We start from the raw sequence: 15,320 nt of genomic DNA, 5'->3' as shown, positions 1-15,320 counted from the left end.
ATTCTATGAGAGAGCAGGGACTAAAAGTCTTCACCGGTAACGCGAACCCCGAGCTGGCAGAGCAGATTTGCCAGTTCATGAACATTCCGCTGGGGCGTGCGACGGTTAAGCGCTTTCCAGACGGCGAGACCTTCGTTCGCATCGACGAGAATGTACGCGGCCAGGATGTGTTTATCATCCAGCCGACTTGCCCGCCGGCGAACGACCATATCATGGAGCTGCTCATCATGATCGATGCGGCGCGTCGCGCCTCGGCCAGCCGCATCACGGCCGTCTTGCCCTTTTACGGCTACGCCCGCCAGGACCGTAAGGACCAGCCTCGCGTGCCGATCACGGCCAAGCTCGTGGCCAACCTGCTGGTTGCCTCCGGGGCGAACCGGGTCCTGACCATGGACCTGCACGCTCAGCAGATTCAGGGCTTTTTCGACATCCCGGTCGATCATCTGTACGCCTCGCCGGTCTTCTCGGATTACCTGACCCGGCTCAAGCTCCAGACTGATCTCGTCGTTTACTCGCCGGATGTGGGCGGGATGAAAATGGCCGCCGCCTACGCCGATATCCTCAAGTGTCCCCTCGGCTTTGTGGCCAAGAAGCGCACCAGCGCGACCGAGGTCGAGGCCTTCAACCTCGTGGGCGACGTGGCGGACAAGGATATCCTCCTGGTGGACGATATGACCGAGACCGCCGGTACGCTCACTGCCGCCGCCAACCTGCTCAAGGTCAATGGTGCCCGCTCCGTGCGCGCCGCCGTCAGCCACGGTGTGCTCAACGAGATCGGCTACGACCGCCTGCGCAACGGCCCGATCGACGAGCTGATCACGACCAACACCACCCCGGTGGAGACGCGCGGCCTGCCCATCACCGTGCTCAACGTGAACGAAATCCTCGGCAAGGCCATCATGCACATCCACAGCAATGAGAGCGTGACCGGCCTTTTTGACATCAAGGGCTTCTAGGGCTTTGCTCGACCGACGTCTCCGGAGTGGGGTGTTGGAGAGACGGGCTCTGGTCCGTGTGAATTTTTGTGCGCGCAGATTTTCGGGTGGGGGACGTGAGTCACGTTTTCCCCCTTTTTTCAGCGTTCAGAATCCCTACCGCTTTCGCTCATGCGAACTGTACCCTTGCGCTGTCCGTCCCTCCGGCCATGCCGGAGCATTTTTTTGCCGCTGCGCTGGCGGCGATAGTTGTGTGGATGGGCGCAGGGGGAGCGATGCTGGCGGCGGACATTCGGCGTTGCAGCCGAAGGCGAGCCCGTTCGTGCAAAAGCCGAACATCGTTTTTATTCTGGCCGACGACTGCATGTACCGTTCATTCGGGTGCTACGGGGCGAGAACGTGCCCACGCCGAATATCGATAGCTTGGCCGATGAGGGGTTACTTTTTGCGCGGGCCTACGCCAGCATGGCCATGCGCCTGCCCTTCCGATCACCAGCCAATTAACAATCAGCCATTTGACCATTTAGCCATTTCTCCCCTCACATACTGGCCGCGAGCGAGCGCCAGTAGCGGTGGCTGTCGGGATTGGCGGAGCAGATGCGGGTAATCAGCCCGCCGAAGGCATCGACCGCTTCCAGGTAGCTGAAGTGGTGGCCGTCGGCCTCGTAGCTGCCGATCCAGTAGGTGTTCACCGCGCTGAGATCGAGCCGGAGGGCGTAGCCCGGTTCGCCCGCGTAGAGCCAGCTCTCCGAGATGTTTTCCAGCATATAGGGGGTGAAGGCCAGACTCATGCGGCCAAAACCGCCGGAGACGGTCACGCCGAGTTCCTGCGCCTCCTCCTGGGCGTCGGCCAGGATGGCGTTGGCCAGTGGAAGGCTGCCGTCGAAGCCCGCCTCGTTTTTAATGGGCACGCGCGTCGCGTCAAAAGGAGTGCTCGGTAAGTCGGCGCGGGCGAAGCGATCGGTGACACCCGCGTGGAGGGCCGTGTGAGCCGGGGTCAGGCGACCCATGCGGTGCCAGGCAGCCATTTCTTCCAGTGGGACGCCGCGGCGGTGGAAGTTGTGGACCAGGCCTTGCAGGTCGCGCTGCTCGGAGCCGGGCGAGACGCAGGTCCGAAAGAGGGCGCGGTGGTTGGCGTCGTAGAATTCGAGCCCGATAAAGGTGCCGCAGCTTTTGTGGCGCTCGTGCACCGTGTAGGCGTGACTCCACTGGGTGGTGTCGAGGTGAAAGTCCGAGCGGGGCGTGGTGCCGGTGAAGGTGGGCCCGTCGCCGCGCAGGTCGGGCAGGGCGATCAGGCCGCCGAGGATGCAGTGGCGGTTGCGGGCGAAACAGATCATTTCGCCCAGACTGCACAGCTCGGGCAGGATACCGGCGTAATCGCGCTGGAGCTCAGCCACGTAAACGGCCTCGGGTTGGCACCCGCAGGAGCATTGGTGCTCTTTGCGGGGCGGAGTGGATGGCGGGAGGCGGGAGGCGTTGTGCTCGGGGTCGTGCATGGCGGGCCGGGACGGAATCAGAGGCGCTGGAGGGCGAGTTCGCCCGCGATGAAGCTCTCGGTCCAGGCGTCGAAGTCTTTGTCGAAGTCGATGTCCAGGTCGAGCCGCTGGCTCATGCGCTTGGCCCCTCCGGCCTCCAGGGCCTCGTCGAGACGACGGGCGCAGCCGCAGAAGTCGTCGTAGGAGGTGTCACCCAGGCCGATCACCATGTAGTCGAGGTGGGCGACCTCGGCTTTCTGGTCGTAAAGGCTTTCGCAGAAGTCAATCGCGTCGTCCGGTGGCTCGCCGTCGCCCCAGGTCGAAAAGATGAGGATGACGCGCCTGACTTCGGAGAAGCGCTCCAACGGCCATTCTTCGGCCGAGCAGATGGTGTGCGCGATACCCTCGTTCTTGCAGCGTCCGGCGAGGCGGTTGGCCAGGTCCTCGGAGTTGCCGGTCATGGTGCCGAAGATAATGTGCAGGGTGGAATCTTGTGACTGCATGGTGTTGTGCGTTGAGGCGGATAGAGAATGGATGGGAGGCGTTGAGAGCGGCGGGAGCGTCCTTGGAAACCGGGCTGTGACACCGGCGAAGGCTCTTTGCTGGCACGGTCGATTTCTGATGGGATGGTTGTTATGACGGGAGAGAAAATAAACGTTGGGCGGATAAGGTCAATGCGAAAATGAGACTCAAGCTCAATTGGCGCGTGGGGGTAGCTTATCTCTGAGATCAAGAAGTGGTCACCGGGCACAAAAAAAACCGGGGTCCGTCATCGGACCCCGGCCTGTGTCGAAAGGAATTGGTGAGTTGGGAGCCTTAGATGGCGCCGTCGCCCTTTTCGTCGGTACGGATGCGGATCACTTCGTCCAGCGGGAGGACGAAGATCTTGCCGTCGCCGATCTTGCCGGTCTTGGCGGCCTTGGAGACAGCCTCGACGGTCTTGGCGACCACGTCGTCCGACACAGCGATGTCCACCATGACCTTCGGGAGAAAGTCGACGGTATATTCGCTGCCACGGTAGATTTCCGTATGGCCTTTCTGGCGGCCGAAACCTTTGACTTCGGTCACGGTCATGCCTTCGATGCCGATTTCGGAGAGAGCTTCCTTAACTTCCTCCAGCTTGAAGGGCTTGATAATCGCTTTAATGAGCTTCATGGCAATTTTCCTTTTCTGTTAATATTCAGATAGGTTACGTGGAATCAAGGTAAATTCCACCCGATTAGCCCTTGGTGGCCCCAGCGAAGTCCGGATAGGCTTCCTGGCCGTGCTCGCCCACGTCGAGTCCACCGAACTCTTCTTCTTCGCTCACGCGGACACCCATGATGGCCTTGACGATGCCGAAGATGATGAAGGAGCAGATGAAGGCGAACGCGGAGACCGCGACCGTACCGATGAGCTGGGAGAGGAAGAAACCTCCGCCCCAGATACCGACGGCGATGGTGCCGAAGTTACCGCAGATGCCGTGCACCGAGATGGCGCCGACCGGGTCGTCAATCTTCAGCTTGTCGAAGAAGAGGACCGAGAAGACCACGATGATACCGGCGATCAGACCGACAAGGACGGCGGACCAGGGAGCGATGGTGTCGGCTCCGGCAGTGATCCCGACCAGACCGGCGAGGATGCCGTTGAGGCCCATGGAGAGGTCAGGCTTCTTGAGCAGGGCCCAGGAGGTGAACATGCCACCGAGGCCACCGGCGCAACCGGCCAGCGTGGTCGTCACGAAGACGAGCGAAACCGCCTGCGGGTCGGCGCTCAGGACCGAGCCGCCGTTGAACCCGAACCAGCCGAAGAACAGCATAAAGACCCCGATGGTGGCCAGCGGCATGGAGTGGCCGAGGATCGGCTTGATCTTGCCGCCGACGTATTTGCCCTTGCGGGCGCCCAGCAGGAGAACCGCGGCCAGGGCGGCGTAACCACCGAAGGCGTGCACCAGCGAGGAACCGGCGAAGTCGATGAATTCCTTTTCACCGCCGCCGAAGTTGTTCAGCCAGCCGCCGCCCCATTCCCAGGAGCCGGTGATCGGGTAGATGAAGCAGACCAGGATCGTGGCGTAAATCATGAAGCTGGAGAGCTTGACGCGCTCGGCCACAGCACCGGAGACGATGGTCGCGGCGGTGGCGGCGAACATGGCCTGGAAGATGAAGTCCGCCCAGTAGGTGTAGTCGGCGTACTCGGAGGTCATGTTGGCGAAGACATCAGCGTCGGCAAAGGCGTTGGCGATCGGGCTGCCAGCGGCGAAGAAGCCGTTGAAGTCCCCCGGGTACATCGCGTTAAAGCCCCACAGCGCGTACACGAGCACACCCATACAAACGATAAACACGTTTTTAAACAGGATGTTGACCGTGTTCTTGCTCTGGGTCAGGCCGGTCTCGACCGTGGAGAAGCCCAGGTGCATGATGAAGACCAGCCCCGCTGCGATGAGAATCCACAGGTTGCTGATCGTGAAGAAGTCGGCTGCCGGAGTAGCCATGAAACCTTCATAGGTTTCAGCGACGGCACCCTCGGTCAGTTTATCGACATCCTGCGCCATGACGTGTGTCCCGGCGAAAAAGGCCAGGCCAGACATGAGCAGCAGAAACTTCCAGAATCTGAGTTTTGTTATCATGATATTGTTCAGGGTTAGTTAGAAATCAGAGCGTATGCTGTTTCGGTTTAAGTTTAGGCAGGGGCATTAAAGCAGTGGGCGTGCCAACCCTTTCCGTAGAATCGCGATCCGCTAAAAAAAGCCAGCGAGAGCGTTGCTTATTCTGAGATGACTGCTCGCTTTTATCTCTTAACTTGCTGGCGACTAATGGCTAAGCATGTGGTGAACCGATCCGTGCCGGTTTGGATAAAATTCCGTTAAAACTTGCCTCAGCTGGTTGGAAAAAGCGGATGAGCAGGCGCGGCCCGCCCGCGCGCAATCGCGTGAGGACTGAGAAATGAGCAAAAAAAAGCCCCGTCCGGCGCTGGGCCGGGCGGGGCGATGAAGATGCTAAAAATATGAACGTTGGACTCTGAGTGCCTTTAAGGCGCTCGCCTCAGGGGCGGCGGGGTCATTCCTTGGGCAGCTCGACCGTGGCCACATGGAGGTCACGGAGCTGCTTGGGCTGAACGGGTCCGGGCACGGAAGCCATCAGATCCTGCCCCTTCTGGGTCTTGGGAAAGGCGATAACATCGCGGATGCTCTTGGCCTTGCCGAGGATGGCGCACATGCGGTCCAGGCCCAGCGCGATCCCGCCGTGGGGCGGGGCACCGAAGTTGAAGGCCTTGAGCATGTAGCCGAAGCGGCTTTCGACGATTTCCTCGCTCATGCCGAGCACGTCGCGCAGCACCTTGTTCTGAAGCTCGGGCTGGTGGATACGGATCGAGCCGCCGCCGAGTTCCGAGCCGTTGAGGACCACGTCGTAGGCCTGCGAACGGATGTTCTTCGGGTCGGTGGTGAGCTTTTCCACGTCCTCGGGGACGGGAGCGGTGAAGGGGTGGTGCGAAGCCACGTAGCGGCCGGCCTCTTCATCAAAAAGCATGAGCGGGAAGTCCACCACCCAGAGGAAGTTGTACTGGTCGGAGGAAATCTCCATCTTGCCGCGCTTGACGAGCAACTGGGCGGACTCCAGGCGAATGCGTCCGAGAATGGCGCAGGCCTGTTCCCAGCCGGTGGCGGCGAAGAAAATCAGGTCGCCGTCCTCGATGTTGAGGCGCTCGCGCAGGGCCTTAAGTTCGGCCTCGGAGATGAACTTGAGAATCGGGGAGCGCCAGTTCGCGGGGTCGTCACCGCGCACGACGATGTAGGCCAGGCCCTTGGCCCCGAGGGTCTTGGCGATATCTTCGAGGGACTTGACCTCGCCCTGGGTGATGTCGCCCAGGCCCTTGGCGTTGAACGCCTTGAGGCAGCCGCCGTTGTCGATGGCGCCCTTGAAGACCTTGAACGAGGAGTTGGCGAAGTCTTCCGTAAAGTCCTGAATCTCCAGCCCGAAGCGCGTGTCCGGCTTGTCCGAGCCGTAGCGGTTCATGGCGTCGGGGTAGGGCAGGCGGGGGAAGGGCGTGGGGATGTCCACGTCGAGCACGTCCTTCCAGACCTTCTTGAGCATGCCCTCGATCAGCGCGTACATGTCCTCGCGCTCGATGAAGGACATTTCCAGGTCGATCTGGGTGAACTCCGGCTGGCGGTCGGCGCGCAAGTCCTCGTCGCGGAAGCAGCGGGCGATGCTGTAGTAGCGCTCCACCCCGGCCACCATGAGCATCTGTTTGTACTGCTGGGGGGATTGGCTCAGGGCATAGAATTCGCCGGGGTTGAGGCGGCTGGGGACAAGGAATTCGCGCGCGCCCTCGGGCGTGCTTTTAAAGAGGACGGGCACCTCAATGTCGAGGAAGCCATTGGCGTTCAGGTAGTCGCGGACGCTCTTGGAGGCCTTGCTGCGCAGCTTGAGCAGGTTGAGCATCTTCTTGCGGCGCAGGTCCAGGTAGCGGTAGGTCAGGCGCAGGTCTTCGTTGACCTTGTCGGCCTTTTCCTCTTCCAGCGGGAAGGGCAGCGTCTCGCAGGCATTGTGGACGATCAACGAGTCGGCATAGACCTCGATCTCGCCGGTGGCCATCTTGGCGTTGACGGTCTCGGGCGTACGGGCGCGGACCTTGCCGGTGATCTGGATGACGGACTCGTCCTTGAGATGTCCGGCCTGGCCGTGGATGTCCGGGCGGTCCGGATCGAAGACCACCTGGGTCATCCCTTCACGGTCGCGCAGGTCCACAAAAAGAACCCCGCCGTGGTCGCGGACGGATTCGACCCAGCCGATCAGGGTCACGGCCGAGTCCACATCGGACTTGGAAAGCTGGCTGCAAGTATGCGTGCGTTTCATGGCAGAAAAGCCACACACTCACGCAAAACCCGCCGCCCAACGCAAGGTTTTATCTAAAGACTCCGCCCTGCGCTGACGTGGGGGCGGGATCGGCCCGATGGGCGGGGAAAACCGGGGTCCGGTTCGCTATTTGGTAAAAACCTGTTCATGTTGGCGGCATGAGCGAAGCTGATCCCCGTAAGATTCTCATCACCGGTGTGACGCGCGGCCTCGGTCGCGCCCTGACAGAAAAGTTTACCGCCCTCGGGCACACCGTGATCGGGTGCGGGCGGCGCTTCGAGGCGGTGGAGGTGGTGCGCCACGAGCTCGACCCCGACCCGTACCTCTCGGTGGTGGATGTGCTCGACGCCGGAGCCGTGCAGGCTTGGGCGCTCGACGTGCTGGACCGCTTCGGGCCGCCGGACTTCCTGATTAACAACGCGGCGGTAGCCCACTCGGGAGTCCCCTTCTGGGAACTGCCGGGAGAGGATTTTAACCGCGTGATCGACACGAACATCAAGGGCACGGCCAATGTCCTGCGAGCCTTCCTCCCGGCCATGATCGAGCGCGGGAGCGGGATCGCGGTCAATCTCAGCTCGGGGGTGGGGCGTTTCGCCGTTGAGAATTTCTCGGCCTACGTCGCCTCGAAGTACGCGGTCGAGGGCCTGAGCAAGGCCGTGGCCGAAGACCTCCCGGCGGGGCTGGCCTGCATTCCGCTCTCGCCGGGCGTGGTCGATACGGACATGCTCCGCGATCACTGGGGCGAGGAACGCTCGGGGGAGGAGATTGATCCGGCCGCCTGGGCCGAGATCGCGGCCCCGTTCATCCTCGGGCTGACTCCCGCCGACAACGGCGCATCCCTGAGTGTCCCGGTCGAGGGCGCGGAGTAGGAGCGTTTTTGCGATGGGAAATGGTTTTTGTTTTAACCACAGAGGGCACAGAGAACATTGAGACTCCTTTGCCAGCTTAAACACCGGGTTCGAGAAGCATTAATGGACGCGTAGGGGGAACTTGGTTCCACTCTGCGCGGCTCCAGCCGGAGCTACAGCACGATCATCGTGCTCAGCAGCAGGGCGAGGATAAGGAGGAAAAGCCCGCCGGTGGCGAATTTGACCAGTGCCGCGTTACGTTGGAAAAAGCCGGTCAGGCGCTCATTGCTCAGGCCGAAGAAGGCCAGCACGATAACCACGAGCAGGGGCACGGTAAAGGCCAGGTTGTAGAGCACGAGGTAGCCGAAGGCGGCGGATTTCTCCGCTCCGGTGTGGAGCACATAAAGAATGACCGGGGCGTAAACCTGGCCGGTACAGGCCAGTTCGAGGACGGAGACGATCACCCCCGCGCCAAAGGCGGCCAGCACGACGCGCCGGTGCCTGGCCCCGTGACGGATGGCGGCGTTGATCCGCTTGCGCAGGAACATCGGGAGCTTGAGGGCGGTTTCGTTGAGCCGTCCCCGCAGGCACAGCACACCGTCGCGGATACTCAACACCGCGAGCACGAGGGCGGCCACGGCCAGCACCCAGTTGAAAATCTCGGCCACGAGCCGGATGGCCCCGGCCCGGCTGATGGCCTGCGCGAAGCCTACCCCCAGCGCGAGGTAGGTCAGGAAAATCGCCAGCGCGAAAGCCGCCCCGACCTGGAGCATCTGGGCCGGACTGCGGCGGGTGACGTGCAGGTAGGAGAGGAAAAACAGGATCGTGGCAAAGGCGCAGGGGTTGACGCCGTCGAGCAGTCCGGCCACGAACACGATCCAGACGGTCATGCCTTCGAAGCGTTGGCGGATGCTTTCCGCCGACTGGTCCAGGTCCGCCGTGCCGGGGGAGGGGGCCCAATCTGCCGGTGGCGCGGCCAGGGCATTGTCGAGCAGGTCCGCCAGCGAGCCAAAAGTGATATCTCCGCGCACCAGCGCCCCGGCTCGCGTGAATACCGCCGGGGCCAGCAGGCGCTGGCTTTCCGGCAGGTCGAAGCGGGCGGCAAGGGCTTCGTTGAGCCGCATGGCCTCGGGCGAGTGGATGTCGTGTTTTTCAATCACCAGCTCCGGCATGGCCGCGTGCAGTTCCTCCAACCACGACTGGGCCTGGGCGCATTCGCCGCAGCCGACCTGATAGAAATAGATGACGCGGACTGCGTCTGTCGCGGGTGCGTCAACGACCGAAATGGGCGCTTGCGCCGATGAGGCAGAGTCGCTGGCGACGGGTTCGGCTCCGGTTGTGAGCGGGATCGCCAGCGTGGCCAGCAGTACGAGCGCCCTGCGGAGAAAGTTTGGGACGGTGGTCATCAGAAATTCCGTATCCTGTACATCGGTGTCGTCGGGGCCAGTCAGAATTATCATGCCCGGAAGCTCTTGGCGGGCGAGGCTACCGGGAAGAAGGAGAAATGCTCAGTGCCCAGCCAGGCGGCCCGTTTCGGGTACTCGGAGGAATTGTAGTTGTTTTCGGATACAGAAAAAGCCCTTGGAATGGAGTCAATTGGGGAACGGATGCGCGGCTCTCTGGAAAAGCGGACCTGGGCGTTTGTTGTTTCAGCCGTTGACGACGTTCTGCGGCTTGCCCGAGAGGAAGGCAGCGATGTTCGCGGCGTTGATTTCAATCAGGCGCAGGCGGCTGGGTTCGCTGGCCCAGGCCAGGTGCGGGGTGATGAAGGCGTTGTCGAGTGTGCGTAGCGGGTTGTCGGGGAGCATCGGCTCGTGCGCGACGACATCGAGGGCGGCTCCGGCCAGTGGCCCGTTGCGGAGGGCGGCGGCCAGATCGTGCTCGTTGATGAGCGTTCCCCGGGCGGTGTTGACGATGAAGCTGCCGCGCTTCATCCGGCTGAGTCTGGTGGCGTTGACGAACCCGGCGTTGTCTGCCGTCTGCGGGCAGTGCAAAGAGACGATGTCGGCCCGCTCGAAGACTTCCTCCACCGAGCTGGCCCATGAAAACTCCGGCCAGTCCGGGCCGTTGCGGCGACTCGGCGTGTAGGCGATGAATTCGCAGCCGAAAGGGCGTAGTCGCTCGGCCACGCCGCGCCCGATTTCCCCCAGCCCGATCAGGCCGATGGTCAGGCCCGCCAACTCGCGCGGGGCCTGGAGCCAATAGACGATATCCGGGCTACGCACCCAGTCTCCCCGGCGGACGCTCTCAGCGTGCTCGCCCACGCGGTTGCATAGCTCGAGCATCAGCGCGACGGTATGCTGGGCGACGCAACTGGTGCCGTAGCTGGGTGCGTTGCAGACGGTGATTCCGTGCTCGGTCGCAGCCTCGATGTCGATGACGTTGTAGCCGGTAGCCAGCATTGAGATGAGCTTGAGTCCGGGCAAACCGGCCAGGGTTTCCCGGTCGAAGGGAACTTTATTGGTCAGTACTATCTGGGCGTCGCGGCAGCGCTCGGTGATGACGGCCGGGGCGCTTTCCGTGCGGTCGTGGATCGTGACGTGACCGAGTTTTTCAATGGGAGCCCACGGCGTTTTGTCCGGAAAGTGAAACGTCTGAGCATCGAGAATAACAATATTTGGCGTACTCATGGGTGGCAGGTATGGAGTGTGTTAGCTGGCTTTGGCTTAATTTGGGGAAACGGCACGGGGTGTCAAAACGCATTAGGGCGGTTAAATAAATTCGTAGCCTCCACAAAGAGGCCGAATGGATAAATGGTTAAAATGGCTAATTGTTGTTTTCTCCGTTCCGTATCCAACAATTAAAAATTGGTCATTTAGCCATTTAACTATGGTGGCTACAGTGTTTTTTTAACCGCTCTATGGCAATATTGCGTCGCTGGTATCAGTTAGAGCTTAGTTGTAAGTGATAATTGTTGGTTGATCGAGTTGTAAACAAAAGGGTGCCTCTGTCTTGAGGATAGACATTCTCGCTCTGTCGGAGGCGTTCCGAGCCTGTCGATTATGATTAGCTTATGGGCGATGTGTTGTATCTTTGTTTGGTGGTTTATTGCGGATAATCCTCTTGTTTTAAACAGTTAGTAGTCATTTGAAATTTGATCGTAATGCTGGATGTTGGAGTCGTATGTGTGCGTTATGTCATCAGTATGACTGATGGCGTTCTACGGGTTTACTTGTCATGTTGGAAAAGACCGTGAATTAATGAGTCATCGGATTAATACCCCCTGCTTTCTCCGGTGATTCTAAACTTTATCCTCGCTAATAGACAACCGGGTTTCGTCCCCCAACTCAGCCCCGATGATTAACAAAAATGCCAGTAAAGAAGGTTTCGCTCTCATCATCGCGCTGACACTGATGGCGTTCGTGCTGCTTTTGCTGATGTCTTTGGCTACCTTGACGCGAGTGGACATCGCGACTTCCGAGGTTTCCCGCGCCACGCTTGAGGCGAAGAAAAACGCTGAATTAGGTCTGTTGACTGCGTTGGGCGAGCTTCAGCGTCTGGCCGGGCCAGATCAGCGGGCCACAGCCAATGTCGCGCTGATCGACGAGGACGCTACGAACACGCGCTACTGGACCGGCGTTTGGGATTCATCTTCGTGGGACCCGCAGAATCCGGGGCAGCGAGTGTTTCTAGGGTGGCTGGTTTCCGGTAATCCCGCCGCGATGGCGAATGAAAACGCCTATGATAACCTGCCCGCCAGCAATATGACGATCGTGGGCAAGGACTCGGCCAGAGTTGAGAATCAGGTTGCCGTCCCTCTGGTCGAAGTGGACAGCGGGAGCGGGCTTTCGAATGGAAAATACGCTTACTGGATTTCGGACGAGAGCCTCAAGGCCAAGGTCAATATCGACGACCCCTACCGGCGCGAGAGTCAGAGTGACACCGCGACTGAAAAGGCCCGCGTCTTTCTGCCGCAGACCAACGCGCTGGACATGGACACGCGGCTGGGCGGCGTCACGGTCTGGAAGTCTGAGAACTGGGGGAGCTGGGACCGTGTTTATAACCTGGAGACGCTGCCGCTGCTGGACTCGGACTTCGCCGCGATTGCTGATCTGCACGGTAGTGGCGCCAGCCGGCAAGACTACTACGACGAGACTTTCCACCATTACACTGCCGAGGGCTATGGCCTGCTGGTGGACACCCAGCATGGCGGCCTGCGCAAGAACCTCACCGCTGCCTTTCAGGATGATACGGTCTTTAGCAATACGCTGGAAGACGAACGCATTATCGAGCCCGATGACATCGATGAGGCGTGGAGGAACGGCGTGGACTTTACCGTGCCTCGCTGGGACATCCTGCGCGACTACGCCCTCATGCCAGAACGTGAGACCGAACTACAGGCGCAGGCTCCCGAGTTCACCGAGCGTTTCGGCGGTTTCTTTGCGGACGAGGAACCCCGGGAGAATGACATCGCCCCGCTCATGACACGGTTCGGACTGTACTACCGAGCCACGGCCTCGGAAAATGCCGGCAGCGGGACGATCGCCTCCACCTATAATCTCACTCTGGTGATTTATCCGCGGGTGACCTTGTGGAACCCTTATAACGTTCCGCTTACCTTGTCCGACGGCTACGAGTTCCAGGTTTACCTCAAGCCGTTTTTCAACTTCACAAAAAATGGTGCCAGCTTCTTCAGCGGTACCTTGCGGGACATTTCAGACGCAGGACGTGATTACTTCACCTTCCGGCTCGACGGCAGCGCGCTCGAACCGGAGGACCGCGTCATCCAGCCGGGTGAGTCGCGCACGTTCGGGATGAAAGATCTTGTTCCGGCTGATAATCTGTCCAAGGGCGGCAAAGGGCAGATATTCGTCACGCTTGATCCGTATCTCAATGACAACGCGGGTATTGAATACGTGGCGGCGGATGCGACTGAAAATTTACAGGAAGGAGACTGGATCGGCCTCAACTGGAATACGCATTCGAGTTACTCAAAAGGCAACACAACCAAGAGCGCATCGGTGCAGTTTTCAAAAAGAAACTCCAGCGGTACTTATCTGATTCAGCAGGTGTCGGGCTTTGGTTTGGATAAACCCGATGGAAACGGCTATTCGGAGGATGTGCCTATCGCGCTGGACACCGATGGGGACGGCGATATCGATGAAGGACTTGTGATCGGTGCGCTCGATATGGGCGGGTATGACATTCGCCTTAAGCACGCGGGCGAAGAGGATGACCAGGGGGTGCCAGTGGTTGCTGCGTTCAACCCGCGGGCTTATTATCATGGAATTCTTTCCGCCGATTATGCCGATGAAGAGCCTCCGAACTGGGCCGTCGACGCGACGGATACGGAGCCGCTGTACCAGGACTTTGAGAGCACCCCGAACGGGAATCTCTTGAAAGGCCGTTGGGGGACCAGTATCGAGGCGGCGGGCCAGTCCAATGTTATTCTCTTCGATCTGCCGCGGGCGTTCCCGCAGAGCCTGGCCGAGTTTCGTAACGCCAACCTGAGCTACCGGGCGAACCTCCCGGCGCTGGCGCTGGGAAATTCCTGGGCCAATCCGCACTTGAGCGTGGCGTACGCGGCGGGGATCTCCGGCGGAGAAACCCAGATGGACTTGAGCTGGCTGTTGAACACGGCGTTGTTCGACCGGTATTTCCTGTCCTCGCTGCCGGATGACACAACGGAGGACACAGTGATGTCTCTTCCGAACAGTCGGCTCAACATTAACGGCGGGTCGGCGGCACTTACCGATATCGACTCCTATGACAACGCCGCCCAGTACCTGACAATCGACGGCGCTTTTAATGTAAATACCACTTCCACCAAGGCCTGGGCCGCGCTGCTGGGCAGCCTGACCGACTCCAATGTCCAGGTTTACAATCTCGACAGCGGGACGGTGGCCTCTCCCGACATGAGCCGGGCGGTCTTTCGCTTCACCCGGCCGCTGACCGGCACGAATGAAGCCGAGTGGTATCAGGGGCACTGGGAGTTGACCGAGCAGCAGGTGAGGGAGCTGGCGGACGCGATCGTGGCGCAGGTTCGTGCGCGAGGGCCGTTCATGAACCTCGCTGATTTCGTCAACCGCCGCCTTGTCACCGGAGCATTGGGGAAGGTGGGCGCGTTGCAGGCCGCGATCGACGCGACGACGATCAATGATACTTTCGAGTCCGACTACGGCCTCGAAGACGCCAATCTGCTGCCGGGCACTTCGACGTTCGCAGACGGGGAGATCAAGCAGGGGGCTGGCATCACTGGCGACTTGACGCAGGCCGACATTCTCTCGGCCATCGGGCCGGTGATAACGACGCGGGGCGATACCTTCAAGGTCGTGGTCTACGGTGAAGGTCCGGGCAGCGTCGTTGGGCAGAGCGGCGCGGGCATTTACCTGCAGGCGATTGTCCAGCGGACGGCGGAATATGTGGACGCGAGCAACGCTCCGACTGTAGAACCTGACGACACCGCTCTCACTCAGGAAAACAAAGACTTCGGCCGCCGGTTCAAAATTGTCAGTCTCGAATGGTTCCATGAAAACCCCCTATGAGTAACCGAACAATTATTTTCGCTCTCTCTCTCCTGGTCGGCCTGTGTGGTCTCACGCTGCGGGCGCAGCAGGAGCCGCTTCCGACGCGCAAGGTCAACGTGAAGACCCTGCTGCTCTCGGAGCATGCCGAGCCGGTATTTGTCCGCGAGGCAAAAGGGGGCGGCTGGGTCCGCTGCAATCTTTCCAAGCGGCGGGTTTCTCCACCCGTCGAAATCACGGCGGTCGGGGACCAGATCATTTTCTATCAACCGGGAGTGGGGACGGATGAGACCGGTGCCCCGCTTTACAATCCGGTGGGTTCGGCGGTGTTGCCAGCGGGCGGGAAAAACTTCCTGCTTCTTTTCTCGGAGAGCAAAGACGCGACGGAAGGAGCGAAGTACCGCCTGGCCGCGATCCCGAGGGACGGCCTTGTCGGTAAGCGCGGGCAAACGATCCTCTACAATATGTCCTCCTACCCGATCGTGGGTGAGTCCGGAGGCGAACGCTTCTCGCTCAAGCGCGGGGGCTACGCGGAGATCCACCCCGAGGCCAACAAGAATAACAACTTGAGCCTGCGGCTGGCCCGATATGCGAACGATGACTGGCAGGTTGCTTTCAGCACGGTCTGGGGTAACAATCCGGACTTGAACACGCTGTTTTTCATTTTCGATGCGCGAGGTGGTAAGGATAAGATCGAGGTCAAGCGCTTCTATGATTCACCGATTCCAACCCCTCCTCCGCCGGAAGTGAGCGGACTGTGAGC

The 15,320-nt window shown here is 60.4% G+C and carries 11 protein-coding genes; 4 read left to right on the top strand and 7 right to left on the bottom strand.

Features of this window, described 5'->3' with window-relative positions; translation table 11 throughout:
- The first annotated feature begins 5 nt into the window (after nucleotides 1-5).
- Nucleotides 6-956, top strand: coding sequence for a ribose-phosphate diphosphokinase (locus H5P28_RS18075; RefSeq protein ID WP_185677097.1), 951 nt, complete (start codon nucleotides 6-8; stop codon nucleotides 954-956).
- A 518-nt stretch (nucleotides 957-1,474) separates the two neighbouring features.
- Here the strand turns inward: H5P28_RS18075 and H5P28_RS18070 are convergent.
- The 5 genes from H5P28_RS18070 to aspS form a co-directional block, all read right to left on the bottom strand.
- Nucleotides 1,475-2,431, bottom strand: coding sequence for a ChuX/HutX family heme-like substrate-binding protein (locus H5P28_RS18070; protein WP_185677096.1), 957 nt, complete (start codon nucleotides 2,429-2,431; stop codon nucleotides 1,475-1,477).
- A 17-nt stretch (nucleotides 2,432-2,448) separates the two neighbouring features.
- Nucleotides 2,449-2,913 carry a flavodoxin domain-containing protein gene (locus H5P28_RS18065; protein ID WP_185677095.1) on the bottom strand — a complete coding sequence of 155 codons (465 nt, stop codon included), beginning with the start codon at nucleotides 2,911-2,913 and terminating at the stop codon, nucleotides 2,449-2,451.
- 313 nt (nucleotides 2,914-3,226) lie between these two features.
- Nucleotides 3,227-3,565, bottom strand: a complete 339-nt coding sequence (locus H5P28_RS18060; RefSeq protein ID WP_185677094.1) for a P-II family nitrogen regulator — start codon at nucleotides 3,563-3,565, stop codon at nucleotides 3,227-3,229.
- 64 nt (nucleotides 3,566-3,629) lie between these two features.
- Nucleotides 3,630-4,880 (bottom strand): ammonium transporter, encoded by a 1,251-nt coding sequence (locus H5P28_RS18055; protein ID WP_343075487.1) that lies wholly within the window; start codon nucleotides 4,878-4,880, stop codon nucleotides 3,630-3,632.
- 565 nt (nucleotides 4,881-5,445) lie between these two features.
- Nucleotides 5,446-7,245 (bottom strand): aspartate--tRNA ligase, encoded by a 1,800-nt coding sequence (aspS, locus tag H5P28_RS18050; RefSeq protein WP_185677093.1) that lies wholly within the window; start codon nucleotides 7,243-7,245, stop codon nucleotides 5,446-5,448.
- 158 nt (nucleotides 7,246-7,403) lie between these two features.
- Between aspS and H5P28_RS18045 the strand changes: the two genes are divergently transcribed.
- On the top strand, nucleotides 7,404-8,114 hold the full coding sequence (locus H5P28_RS18045; protein WP_185677092.1) for an SDR family oxidoreductase: 711 nt from the start codon (nucleotides 7,404-7,406) through the stop codon (nucleotides 8,112-8,114).
- 152 nt (nucleotides 8,115-8,266) lie between these two features.
- On the opposite strand, the gene H5P28_RS18040 is transcribed toward H5P28_RS18045, so the two are convergent.
- Nucleotides 8,267-9,553, bottom strand: a complete 1,287-nt coding sequence (locus tag H5P28_RS18040) for a cytochrome c biogenesis CcdA family protein (RefSeq protein ID WP_185677091.1) — start codon at nucleotides 9,551-9,553, stop codon at nucleotides 8,267-8,269.
- A 189-nt stretch (nucleotides 9,554-9,742) separates the two neighbouring features.
- Entirely contained in the window at nucleotides 9,743-10,723 is a 981-nt protein-coding gene (locus tag H5P28_RS18035) for a D-2-hydroxyacid dehydrogenase (RefSeq protein WP_185677090.1), read from the bottom strand.
- Nucleotides 10,724-11,389: 666 nt separating this feature from the next.
- On the opposite strand from H5P28_RS18035, the gene H5P28_RS18030 reads away from it, so the two are divergent.
- Nucleotides 11,390-14,578 carry a hypothetical protein gene (locus H5P28_RS18030; RefSeq protein ID WP_185677089.1) on the top strand — a complete coding sequence of 1,063 codons (3,189 nt, stop codon included), beginning with the start codon at nucleotides 11,390-11,392 and terminating at the stop codon, nucleotides 14,576-14,578.
- Complete coding sequence (locus tag H5P28_RS18025; RefSeq protein WP_185677088.1) at nucleotides 14,575-15,318, top strand: hypothetical protein; 744 nt, start codon at nucleotides 14,575-14,577, stop codon at nucleotides 15,316-15,318. Before H5P28_RS18030 ends, H5P28_RS18025 begins: the two co-directional genes overlap by 4 nt.
- Nucleotides 15,319-15,320: the final 2 nt, after the last annotated feature.

Origin of the sequence: Ruficoccus amylovorans (assembly GCF_014230085.1) — a bacterium.
Classification (GTDB): domain Bacteria; phylum Verrucomicrobiota; class Verrucomicrobiia; order Opitutales; family Cerasicoccaceae; genus Ruficoccus; species Ruficoccus amylovorans.
This window is presented reverse-complemented; position numbering and strand designations above follow the sequence as displayed.

Excerpts from the sequence above, each read along its gene's own strand:
- H5P28_RS18075 (WP_185677097.1), top strand. The coding sequence starts at position 6 with ATGAGAGAGCAGGGACTAAAAGTCTTCACCGGTAACGCGAACCCCGAG.
- H5P28_RS18070 (WP_185677096.1), bottom strand. The coding sequence starts at position 2,431 with ATGCACGACCCCGAGCACAACGCCTCCCGCCTCCCGCCATCCACTCCG.
- H5P28_RS18065 (WP_185677095.1), bottom strand. The coding sequence starts at position 2,913 with ATGCAGTCACAAGATTCCACCCTGCACATTATCTTCGGCACCATGACC.
- H5P28_RS18060 (WP_185677094.1), bottom strand. The coding sequence starts at position 3,565 with ATGAAGCTCATTAAAGCGATTATCAAGCCCTTCAAGCTGGAGGAAGTT.
- H5P28_RS18055 (WP_343075487.1), bottom strand. The coding sequence starts at position 4,880 with ATGGCTACTCCGGCAGCCGACTTCTTCACGATCAGCAACCTGTGGATT.
- aspS (WP_185677093.1), bottom strand. The coding sequence starts at position 7,245 with ATGAAACGCACGCATACTTGCAGCCAGCTTTCCAAGTCCGATGTGGAC.
- H5P28_RS18045 (WP_185677092.1), top strand. The coding sequence starts at position 7,404 with ATGAGCGAAGCTGATCCCCGTAAGATTCTCATCACCGGTGTGACGCGC.
- H5P28_RS18040 (WP_185677091.1), bottom strand. The coding sequence starts at position 9,553 with ATGATAATTCTGACTGGCCCCGACGACACCGATGTACAGGATACGGAA.
- H5P28_RS18035 (WP_185677090.1), bottom strand. The coding sequence starts at position 10,723 with ATGAGTACGCCAAATATTGTTATTCTCGATGCTCAGACGTTTCACTTT.
- H5P28_RS18030 (WP_185677089.1), top strand. The coding sequence starts at position 11,390 with ATGATTAACAAAAATGCCAGTAAAGAAGGTTTCGCTCTCATCATCGCG.
- H5P28_RS18025 (WP_185677088.1), top strand. The coding sequence starts at position 14,575 with ATGAGTAACCGAACAATTATTTTCGCTCTCTCTCTCCTGGTCGGCCTG.